Source organism: Novipirellula herctigrandis, from assembly GCA_007859835.1.
GTDB lineage: Bacteria > Planctomycetota > Planctomycetia > Pirellulales > Pirellulaceae > Novipirellula_A > Novipirellula_A herctigrandis.
In genome coordinates this window covers 18,744-29,921 of record SJPJ01000002.1, presented here as the reverse complement: position 1 = coordinate 29,921, position 11,178 = coordinate 18,744, and the positions used below count along the sequence as shown (strand labels likewise).

9 protein-coding genes are annotated in these 11,178 nt (G+C 52.1%); 1 reads left to right on the top strand and 8 read right to left on the bottom strand.

Going from position 1 to position 11,178, the window contains the following annotated elements; translation table 11 throughout:
- Positions 1–771 precede the first annotated feature (771 nt).
- From CA13_RS30975 to CA13_RS30945, 7 genes are all read right to left on the bottom strand, one after another.
- Positions 772–1,650 (bottom strand): nucleotidyl transferase AbiEii/AbiGii toxin family protein, encoded by an 879-nt coding sequence (locus CA13_RS30975; protein WP_146404004.1) that lies wholly within the window; start codon positions 1,648–1,650, stop codon positions 772–774.
- Positions 1,650–2,552: a type IV toxin-antitoxin system AbiEi family antitoxin domain-containing protein gene (locus CA13_RS30970; protein WP_146404003.1), complete on the bottom strand. Its 903-nt coding sequence runs from the start codon at positions 2,550–2,552 to the stop codon at positions 1,650–1,652. The genes CA13_RS30975 and CA13_RS30970 overlap by 1 nt, the downstream gene beginning before the upstream one ends.
- A gap of 201 nt (positions 2,553–2,753) precedes the next feature.
- A complete protein-coding gene (locus CA13_RS30965) occupies positions 2,754–2,990 on the bottom strand; it encodes a hypothetical protein (protein ID WP_146404002.1) in 237 nt (78 codons plus the stop codon).
- Between the two features lie 89 nt (positions 2,991–3,079).
- Positions 3,080–4,597: a sulfatase gene (locus tag CA13_RS30960; protein WP_146404001.1), complete on the bottom strand. Its 1,518-nt coding sequence runs from the start codon at positions 4,595–4,597 to the stop codon at positions 3,080–3,082.
- 341 nt (positions 4,598–4,938) lie between these two features.
- Positions 4,939–6,861 carry an anti-sigma factor gene (locus tag CA13_RS30955; RefSeq protein ID WP_146404000.1) on the bottom strand — a complete coding sequence of 641 codons (1,923 nt, stop codon included), beginning with the start codon at positions 6,859–6,861 and terminating at the stop codon, positions 4,939–4,941.
- Positions 6,858–7,400: an RNA polymerase sigma factor gene (locus tag CA13_RS30950; RefSeq protein ID WP_419195195.1), complete on the bottom strand. Its 543-nt coding sequence runs from the start codon at positions 7,398–7,400 to the stop codon at positions 6,858–6,860. The genes CA13_RS30955 and CA13_RS30950 overlap by 4 nt, the downstream gene beginning before the upstream one ends.
- A gap of 7 nt (positions 7,401–7,407) precedes the next feature.
- The gene (locus CA13_RS30945; protein WP_146403999.1) at positions 7,408–8,349 is read right to left on the bottom strand and encodes a kinase/pyrophosphorylase; all 942 of its coding nucleotides are present in this window, start codon (positions 8,347–8,349) and stop codon (positions 7,408–7,410) included.
- A gap of 436 nt (positions 8,350–8,785) precedes the next feature.
- Here CA13_RS30945 and CA13_RS30940 point away from each other — a divergent pair, with 436 nt between their 5' ends.
- On the top strand, positions 8,786–10,048 hold the full coding sequence (locus CA13_RS30940; protein ID WP_419195194.1) for an HD-GYP domain-containing protein: 1,263 nt from the start codon (positions 8,786–8,788) through the stop codon (positions 10,046–10,048).
- A gap of 454 nt (positions 10,049–10,502) precedes the next feature.
- On the opposite strand, the gene CA13_RS30935 is transcribed toward CA13_RS30940, so the two are convergent.
- Positions 10,503–10,862 (bottom strand): hypothetical protein, encoded by a 360-nt coding sequence (locus CA13_RS30935; protein WP_419195193.1) that lies wholly within the window; start codon positions 10,860–10,862, stop codon positions 10,503–10,505.
- Positions 10,863–11,178 lie beyond the last annotated feature (316 nt).

Here is an 11,178-nt window from a genome sequence, read left to right as displayed (position 1 = left end):
GTCGGCTCCGCATTCCATCGTGACGATGCCTTGGAGCATCGTCTGTGCGACCGGGCTTTAGAGCCCGATTCAGGCGGTCCGCAAGCGAGATTCAAACGTCAATCGCTTCAGTCGGCTGGCGTTCAAGCTGCAGCGTGCGTCCGACTTTCACGAAGTGACCCTACGGCATCCTGCTTCCGTCGTTATTTCTGCGGGCATCCTGCGCTGATGCCCTCGGCGGCGACTCCGTCCGTGTTGGAGACTGCATCGGGGTTCAAACTGCAATCGCTTCGGTTGACGGGCGATACGCTGCAAACGTCGCCGTCCCGATCCGGCAACGCTCCGACTTTCGGGGTGCAAACTGCAAACGTGTTGGAGAACCTTTCGATAGGCAAACGTCAATCGCTTCGTTCGGTCGCTTCCTTGCCGGATCGCGAATCCCTCGGGCATGGGCGATCGGCTCGCTGCGCTCGGCCTCCACTCCGGCCATCCATAGCCTGCGTTCCGGCTGCATCCATGCCCCGACCGCCCATTCTTCGCCGACCGTCCATGGCCGGCGTGCCTGCCGGCAGCTATCAGCGTAGGCTCGCCTGCGCCTTCTCGCTGTCGCTCGACGGCTTGGCTCGGGCGGTCGCGTCGCTCCGCCAGAGTTGGTTCATTTACTGGAGATTCAAGCGTCGTTCGCTTCGGTCGAGTGTCACCCCGATGCAATTTAGAGAATCAACCGAGGTTCCGACGGCGTGGTTACGTTTATCGCTTCGGTCAGGTGCACTGCGCCGTCGGGTATAGGTTCTACGAATTCGCAGGTGGCAAGCCTTCTACGACTCTCTCAACTTCATTCCAAGCATCATCGAATGAAATGAACGCATCTCGAGCTTGACGGTTGATTTCCTTCTCGTAGTTCAAAGCTGCCATCTCGCGGATGGCCACGTCGAACTCCTTCCTCTCTGCAATTATGCCTCTAGCTTGGCATTTAATCGCAAAATACGTATATACGGCCTGCCAATTAATACTCGCAGCATGCGACCTCGCAAACAAAGCAATGTCGTAAACATCCTGGCTGCGATTCCGATTTCGGACTTTTTGCTGCAGTATCGAACGGAGTTTTTCGGCAAGAATATCTTCAAGACTGCAAACCTTAATTGTGCTTCGGCCGTTGGCTACAGGCGAAAGCTCTGACATGTCGCAAACAACATCGTTTAGCGAAATCTCAACCGGCACGGTTTCACTTAGGTTCCGCGTTTCCATGTTCTCGTAGTATCTGTCGCCTGGAAATTGATAGGCAACGCTAATCTTGTACGTAGGTGTTGTAAACTCCTGTCCTCGTGGATTACGCTTCACCTTCTGGCATCGCAACTTCACGCCAAACGAGTTTGCAGAGGTGCGGAAAGCCTCGTCCGCGATAACTCGTAGATCGTCTTCGTCATCGGATAAGGCATCAGGCAGTGCTGTGAAATCCAAGTCGAGTGTGCTCCTGGAACTTCCGTACATAATTCGCAAAGCGTTTCCACCTTTGAAGACGATCGCGTTCCGCAGCTTGCCAGATCGCGCAATGCAGCCGAGTATGGCGTGCTCAACATATCGTCTTCTGCCCACGTGCTCGGGAATGCCGTTTTCCTTGCACCACGACTTTATGTCAGAAACTTGACCAGTGAATTGAAGTGTTTTCATTAATCACGGTTTTCCAGAATCGAAAGTTCGCTTGACGGACAGTTTAAGGATATCTTCCACCGCTCGCTGAACTCGGAGCAAAAAGGTTCACCGGCGACAAGTACCGCGCTACTTCCTCTGACTGCCTTCGTGGCCCACTCGTCAAACTCTTGATGCTTCACGCCTAGTGTCTCTAGGACAAAGCCGATACGCTGCTTTAAGATGTTCTGAGAAAACTTGTTAGCGTAAGTAACTATCTTACCAATTTCGATTTCATCGAGAGATCGAACCCAGCACTCAAGTACGTGCTTGAATCCGCCGCAGTAGTTCGGGGACCGCAAACCTTCAAGTAAGGTTCGCTCTAAGTCAGTTGTGTAAATCGGAAGCCCTTCGTGCATTCCAATCTCGAATCCAAAATCCCATTCATCTTTAGTTGAAGACCACTGGACTTCCCGGCCTAGAATCGAGCTTGGTTTCCTTGGTCTTGGTAACGTCGCATCCAGCCAGTCTTCAGGTGTCGTTCCAGCCGGAAGGAACGTGCTTGCTGGAGCAATCGTCAAGTGCAGAGTGTCAGGTAATTCGTAACTCACGCTGTGATGAACAAACGCGGTCAGATGGCTGATTGCTGCTCTCGGGTTTGCCTCTTGCGCAACGACTTCTGCGGAGACTGGACAGAGCGACGCATAAGGTACGATTACTTGATAGACTTCTTTGAGGCCCTCGATCGGCCCCAACTGCTTGCCCGCGACCATTCGCTTGATGAGTTGCTTCGTGTTCGATTCTGCCGGGATTGCCGACTTGTGTTCGAGAGCATCACGGACGCAGAGAATCCGAACTCGCCATGCGGAGGTTGCTCCTCGATTCTCTTCAGCAAGTGCATATAGCACCCTATTGGGCAACGAAACTTCTGACGAAAAATTCACGAGAGGAGCTCAAGATAGGCCTACAACGAATGCGATAACGTCCTTAGGACGTTATCGCATTCGTTGTACCATGTCAAGTGAGTCTTCCGGGAGAAATGAAAATTTGAGCAAAATAGCCGCAAAACACGAGGTTATTTAAGTTTTTTACTGTTTATTGGGGCTCAAAAGTAGGTGCTGTGTGTGCCAATAGCACTCTACACGTTATACACCAAATCCAGTACCGCATTGTCGGACAAGAATGGCGATCATTTCGCGGATCGGTTGGTTCAGAGTGGACCAAGCCTGCACGACGCTACGTAGAGCAGCATCGTTTGAAAGTGCTTCGCATTCTGCTTCGCCTATGCCGGGAATCATGCTGATTCCCCGTGTTTCGGGCGAATGTTCTGATCCTGTATCGCCCATTGAAACGAAAATGGATGCATCTCTGGATGCGTGCATTGTCCGGTTAATTGACTGTGTGATTTTTTGGTTGCTTCAGCGGCTCCGATTGGCCTTTCTTTGGCGGGGCACGCATGGGGCCGGTGCCTCTATTGCGTCGATAAACTTAAGCCCCGCTGGGCAATCACCGAGGCTAGCCGGCGCTGAAGATCCGTTTGGGTCACGGCATATTCAGGATCGTTCGCTAAGTTTGTTAACTGCTCAGGATCCTTTTGCATGTCGTACAATTCGGTGGATCCGTTTTGGTAACTCATCAACGCCCAACGATGGGTTCGGAGTAAAAAGTGGCGTGTTTTTCTTTGCCCGAGGATGGTGATCGCCTCCGCGCGAAGGGTTCTTGATGGATCGGACAAGATGGGGATCAGGCTTTTGCCTTGGCATGCACTCGGCGTCGGCACCGACATCAGGTCGCATACGGTGGGATAGAGATCAACTAGCTCGACCAACGATTCGGATCGTTGCCCCTGCTTGGCAAGCATTTGCGTGTCAAAGATTTGCGTGCTTGCGTTGGCATGCGACGTCCCTGACCGAACGCCCGGACGAATGATGAGTGGAACTTTGGCGACGTTTTCATGCAGGTTGCTCTTCTGCCAAAAAGTGTGATCGCCCAAGTGATAGCCATGATCACTCGTGAAGACAACTGCCGTCGTTTCACTGAGCCCAAGTTCTTCTAACGCATCAAGCATACGACCGACTTGCGCGTCCATGAATTCAACGCTCGCTCGATACCCCGACCACATGCGTTTCTGGTTGATGGGGTATCGGTCGATCCCATTTTGTGCGGAGCGTCCGCCCGGTTGTCCTGCTGGCGGAATGCCGCTTTTGCTGAGGTCTTGGTTCCAAGTGTTGGGAAGTTCCATCGACTCGGCCGGATAGTGTTCGAACATTGTTTTGGGTGCCACCATCGGATAGTGAGGCCGCACCAATCCGACTGCTAAAAAGAAAGATTGATCTTGGTAACGATGCAGCAGTTCGATTGCTTTGGAGGCCGATTTGTAGTCGGGTTGGTCAGTAGCATCGCCGTCGACTTGAACAGTGACGAACATGCGGTGAGCGGTGCGCGCTCCTTGTCGCCCCTCCATCGCCGTGGTGAAAATGTTTTGGTTCAAACATGCGTAGTCACCGACGGTGTGAGCTTCATCGCCTTGCGAATTGAATCGCTCGGTCCAACATTCGGCAACATCTTCGCCGTTGGTTCCATCAAAGATGTCACCGGGAACTCGCATGTGAAAAATCTTGCCGACCCGCGTACTGGGGATATCAGCAGCTTTCAATGTTTCGCCTAATGTCGGGCACCCGGCATCGACGTAACGCGAACGCATGAATGACTTTCGCGACGGAGCGCACCATGTTCCTTGGCAATAAGCACGATCAAATACCATCCCGCTGGCCGCCATTCGATCAAGGTTGGGCGTTCGAGTTACTTGGTCGCCATAACAACCCAACGTGCTAGCCCGAAGGTCGTCCGAAACGATCAGCAGGACACTCTTAACAGGCGAAATGCTATTCAAGTCACCATCGGTTGGTTCGTCGGCGAGTAATGGATCAACCACCATCAAGCCAAACAACAGAAGCGTGCCGACGAGAGACAGGTTCGACTTTTTCATGTTCGTATTTCCAATAAGGACAATCAACGTTGGTCATTCTGGACGAAGGGAGATTGTCGTGAGTTTACACCGTGAACTCGCGGGTATCTATATTCTTGGCCACATCCCTTCATCCTTAGGGTACGCAGGGTATCCATTTGCAAATGTTGGCGGAAAAAGTGCCAAAGTTTCCGATAAACATTGCGATGCGTTTAGAACGCAAAGTGACTTACGATCCCAATGCAGCGAAGTTTGGTGATGACAAGCAAGCCAATTTTTCCGTTTGCGGAACGAGAACAACCTAAGGGCTACGAAATCACGGTATCGTGATCGTTGCGATCCGCCGGGTTTGCGTCGAACGATTACGGGTGAATCATCCACCAAACGCGATGCAAAATTAGGGGCCGGGCGACTCCGGCAGTCTGCATTTGGGTTGCTACGTTGGTAACTTTTCGAGGAACCTCTTCGAGCGAAGCAACATAGCCAAGGTGCCGAATTTGTTCGTCAAGGCCAGCGACCGAATCAAGCCAATTGAGTGGTAGGGCTTCGGCGCGATAGGGATAGGCTTCTAATTTCGGATGCGCCTTGGTTGAAGCTTGCGGTTGCGATCGTTTTGATGTATCCGAGTCCTCGCCAAATATTTGTGCCAGCAGGGAAGAGCGTTCCGCTACGTCCAAACGCGACCCGTCGACCTTGTCTGCGAACGAGCGGTTTGCAAACTCAATTTTTTTTGCCAATGAGACCTTCCTGTGGCGGGGCGAAGCGGCCGCAAACGCACTGACCTTTTCGTTAGCGAGTTCTAACTCCTGGAGACTGGCCAAAGTCGAACGCGTAGGATCGAGTGTCTCGGGGACACTGCGGCGGGCCGCGGGTGACGTGACGACCAACGCCAACGACCGGCCTAAGTCAAAATTGGATGCTAATAAATCGTCTACCAAGTTGTCCTGCAGTTCCAACAACGAATCGGTGTGCGGAGTGGTACTAAGATCAACGACGGACCCTACAAGCGGGCGGCCATTGACCAGTTCCCAGATCGCATTGATCGTTCCTTTCGCCAATTCACGTGACCCCACTAATCCCGATGCAAACTGGTCTAAGGAATTAATCGCACCGTCGTCTCGGTTCGTTTGACCGAGCCAGGTTGGCGGGACGACGGCCTCAACCATTTTCTGAGTGCCGTTGGCGGTTTCGTAGAACACGTCTTGCCCTGGGCGTTGGGCCATCAATCCAACGAATGACCAATACTCACTCTGTTTTCCACGGCTTTCAATTTTCGCGTCATGGCAACGGATACAGCGGAGATCGACGTTCATCGTCAATTTCGCAATCCTACGGGCCATCGAGTGTTTTGCTCGTGGTGATTCTTGGTTGGCGGAATTTGCTTTCCACCAAGCGTCGGACGTCGGTCCTTTCTTTGACAACCATCCCGCTATGAGACGGTCGAAAGGTTGGGCCAGCTTAAAACAACTCGCAAGATCGTTGCTCAAATTCGTTTGGTTCTGTCGGTCCAATCGAGCCAAACCACCTTCGGTAACCTGCATCAAAAGCTGTGACGCGACGGCAACCGCATTTTGCGGTTCAGCTAAAAAGGCATCAAACGATTCGACGGACTCGATGGAGGTTGGCGGAACCTCGATCCCAAAGGTCTCGCTCAATCGATCGGCAACCTCAATGACCGCAGCATCCTCGGTGGGCTCCACCGCGACGGAAACCCAATAATCGCGAAGCCCTAAACCAATTTGCTTTGAGACAAGCGTGATCGGTTGAATCGCATCAGGTTCACGCGGCGATTGAAATACCTCGGACGAATCGTTTTCCTTTATGTCTCGATCAAGCTGATCGGCCTTTGCTCCTTGATTGAGCACGACCGCTTGTTGCATTGAATTGGTTCGCTTTGGCGGTGATTGTGGTTTGTGCGTTCGCTGATTTGCCGAGCTGGGGGCATCCGAGGAATTTGCCTCGATCGCTAAATTTGTCGAAGGAACATCGGATCCGTTGATGGCCACTTGTCTTTGTCGAGCGTTGCGAACGAACATTGCACCTATCAGCAGAGCTGCAATACTGGCTGCTGTTGCGAGGATCCACCAAGAACGGCTACCGTTTGGCTTCGCTTTGCGTATGGGCTGAGCTTCATCTTTTTTCGTTCGGACTTGCGGTGCGACGACGGTTTCTTCGCGCAGTCGCGTCAAGATTTGTTGAGACAAATCGGGAGGCGAGGTGCCGTATACTTCCGTGATCAGCGCATCGACTGCCTGTTCTTCGGTGGGGGTCAGTTCTCGACTCATTCGACGATGTTCTCTTCTGCCATTTTTTGTTCGACGCAATCACGTAGTTGTTGTTTGGCTCGTTGCATCAGATTTCGCGCGCCATGATCACTAATCCCAAGCGCGGTACCAATCTCGACACGAGTGGCTTCTTCTTGAAAACGCATTCGCAAGGCAATTTGTGCTCGCTCGGTTAGCAATTTCATGCAACTTCTTAGCGCTTCGACGACCGAATCACCGCAAAGGTCCTTTCCAGCCCACCGATCCCAGACTTCATCAATGAGAGTTGAGTCAGGGGCGTTTTGTACACGTCCCAGTTTTCGGTGCCTGGAAACGAGCAGATTGAAGGCGATTCGGCGCAGGTAGGCTGACGTTGCGGTGTCGCTATGTTGGATGAAGTTTTCTCGTCGGAGCACCCGCAAGAAGGTTTCCTGAGTCAAGTCGTCCGCGGTAGCATTGTCACATCCCAGCATCCGCAAATAGCGCCAGACACCATGTTGATGGCGCGCGATCAGCTCACCTGCGTTGAGGTCCGATTGGGGCGATTCATTTGCTGGCACTTTTGGATTATGCCCCTGGACGCGCCAGTTTCAAAGACTCAAGAATCCGAACGACCGTCGCTTCAACGGGTTGGTCGGTGATGTCGACGATTTTGAATTTTCGGTCACGATAGAGCTTTTCAGCGACCATCACTTCGCGAATGATGCTCTTTAAGTCGGTGTACCGGAAATCGCCGGGGCTGGTCTTGTGGATCGCTTTGTCAAACTTATTGATTGCCATTCGACGCGAACGAATTTCGTGCAAACGTTTTGGTTGGATCGTCAACGCCACCGTTTTATTTTTATAGCTGGATTTTATTTCTTCGGGGATTCCCGAATCAAGGGTGATGGACACATTGGCTACTTTGAATCCCAATTCGCCCAATACGATCGAGGTCGGTGTTTTGCTGACTCGGCTCAATCCGACCAGGATAATGTCGGCTTCGCCCACGGTTTCTAACCGCCGTGAATCGTCGTGTTGGAGCGTGAACTCCAAGGTGTCGAGGCGTCGGAAGTATTCTTCATCGATCCGATCCGCCGGTTCATAAACGGGTTCCATCTTCGCATTATCGGCGATAAAGCGGATGACGTTGTTGGTCAAGCTGTAGTGCGGAATCGAGCGTTTGTCGCAGAGTTTGCCGACCAGTTCCGTCATTTCAGGATCCAAGAGTGCTTGAAAGACCCAGACGTTTTTACCTTTGGCCTTTTTAAGGATCGACTCGATTTCTTCCTTCGATTCGACAAATGTATGGGTGACTACTTTGGTGGAAAGGTGGGGGAATTGAGCCATCGCCGAATAGATTACTTGGTTGGCTAAAATACCGGTGGCCGCCGAGAGCAAATGCACGGTGACGCAATTCTCTTGATTCGGTTGCGTTTTCTTTGAGGCAGCTTTCTTTGAGGGCTTTTTGGCCTTGACTGGTTTCTTGACCGAACGGCTCTTCTTCGTCGCTTTGGTTTGCTTCTTCATAGGGTGAACTTGATGGATTGAAGGGTCGTCCGCTCTTCCGCAGAGCGATTCTCTAGCTGCTACAGCATATCATTTCACTTAGCGTTTGTGTGTCAAATCGAAAGGCAATCCAAGCTGAGTGTGGGTTTGTTGGTGTACAGCCTAGCCTTGTCCGAGGTATTTATCAGTTGGAATTTCCGTCGTTCGAGCTATATCGGCGGCGCCGAGGTCTGAATCGTCAAATCCTGCAACGCGGTGTGAAGGCAATAAGCAAACGTATCTTCCTTACAACCGTTGTAATACGGCCTGCTTTCCGTAGCGACCGCAACTTGAGTGTGGTGAGTTTCTAACAAAATGCGATTGTTTGTTTGACATGTGTTTGCTGGGACACAAATTCAGACTTAGGTTTGAGCAATCGTCTGGTTTCTCTTTTTTACAACAAGGCACGATTTGGGCAATGTCGCGTCCCGGTTCCGTTTCTGTTTCTGTCGATCAACTACGCCCCGGCGTGGTTTGTAGTCATTCGATTGATGACGAAGGCGGTATTTTGTTGCTCGGTTCAGGGACACGCATCACCGAACAGGTGATTGCGGGTTTGGTGGACCGCGACGTCAAGACGATCGACATCCATCCGAGTGACTTAGCCGCTATGACAGGTGGCAAAGTCGGTGGGCCTAGACCGGTCAGGAAAAACGGACGCGAAGTTGGCTTTTCGGGAGTATGGGAAGAGAACATCTCGCTCAAAGAGTTACTCGTTGACCGCTTTGAAGAACCTTTCAACGAAAAAAGAACCGAAGTTTTGCAGCGAGGTTTGTTGGGTGCGAAAGCCCGTTTCGATCAACTCGAACGGATGATCGTCGATCGCGAGATCCACTCGATCGACTCGATCGCAACGATTTCGGATGCTTATGCCCGTGCGATCTTGGACGACTACGACCAAACCGTCGGTGTGATGGGGGCGGCGGAAGCGGAGCATGATATTAGTCGCCGATCGGTGCAAATGGCTGTATTGGGAATGGCGATAGGAGCCGAATTGGGTTTCGATGGCCCGACAACGCTCGAAATAGGCTTGGCTGGTCTGTTGCACGACGTGGGTCTACTGGTAATGGATCCAAAGTTTCGCGACCCAAGTAATTCGATGTCTCCGGCGGAACGGTGGGAATATGAAAAGCACCCACTGGTGGCAAAAGAGTGCTTAGAAAATTTGCGAGACATCCCGGTTTCTGTCCAATTGGCGATTCAACAGGTTCACGAGCAATACGACGGATCGGGGTTCCCACGCGCTCTACGGGGGCCTCGTATTCATATCTACGCGCGAATCCTGAATGTGGTCGATGCTTATTTGCATTTGATATCGCCGGCCAGCAACCGTTGCGGGATTTTGCCGCACGATGCACTTGGTTTGATGCTGCATCACGCCGGACGAGGGATCTTTGACCCGAAAGTGATCCGAGCGTTTTTGAAGACCGAGACGATGTTCCCGTTGGGCAGTTTGGTAGAACTCCAAAGTGGCGCTCCTGCGACCGTAATCCGCCGCAAATCCGATGACTATGCGAAGCCCGTTTTGGTCAACCAAGACGGTGAGCGGCTGGATCAGACGGATCCGGAAAATACGATTTTGCGGCCACTTGCTTCGTGCAACCTGCCACAAATGCGAATTCCGATTTCCCAAATGCCATCCATTCAGTGGAACTTGGCTGAGAATCGATTGCTGGTTTAGACTCGCCCTTTGTTTACCCGTCGTTGCATTGCAAAGCTGCTGGTAAAGAATACGCACGGATCAAAATTGGAAGAACAAGAAAAGAACAAGAAAGAAGCAAGAAAGGGCCACCCCTTTTCTTTTAGCAAAGAGCTTTTCTAGAGTCTTTGCTTCGGAAATAATCCCCCTTTAGACGCGATCGGAGTGGGAACCCTCCCTTCCTGCGAGCGCACATGCATCTTTACAGCATCGACCGCGCAGCACACAACGCTGAAGCAAGAAAGGGCCACCCCTTTTCTTTTAGCAAAGAGCTTTTCTAGAGTCTTTGCTTCGGAAATAATCCCCCTTTAGACGCGATCGGAGTGGGAACCCTCCCTTCCTGCGAGCGCACATGCATCTTTACAGCATCGACCGCGCAGCACACAACGCTAATCGCAAAATCAGTTGCAGGTTCTAGCGTGTGGAAGAGAATCCGCTACACCGAAGAAAGTCCGAGTGGGTTCTCGGGAGCACACAGCCAGCCTTGACCACACCGGACAGCCTCACGAGCAAGGCTTTCTGGAGTTCCTGCCGCTCGCTTAAAGACGCGACCAAACTTCTTCACAATGTCGCACCAACCATGGGTGTCGAGCCCAATGCGACTCAAGATAGGAGCCAAGTGATCGGGTATTTTGCCGACCTTATTGCGGTGCAACTGCCGGCCCGTCCAATCCAAGAGCTCCAAATAACGAGACATCGAGACCGCCAGGAAACCCTTGGTACTTGCCCGCCGACCTGATGGATCGACACACGGCCCGACCGCATCGTTCTTTTCGTCAATCTCGATCGGACTCATCCAACCGCTCTTCTAGGCAAGAAAGGGCCACCCCTTTTCTCTTAGCAAAGAGCTTTTCCAGAGTCTTTGCTTCGGACATGCTCCCCCTTTGGACGCGATCGGAGTGGTAAACCTCTTCTCCAGCGAGTTCACATGCATCTTTACAGCATCGACCGCGCAGCACACAACGCCAATCGCGAAATCAGTTGCAGGTTCTAGCGTGCGGAAGAGAATCCGCTACACCGAAGATAGTCCGAGTGGGTTCTCGGGAGCACACAGCCAGCCTTGACCACACCGGACAGCCTCACGAGCAAGGCTCTCTGGAGTTCCTGCCGCT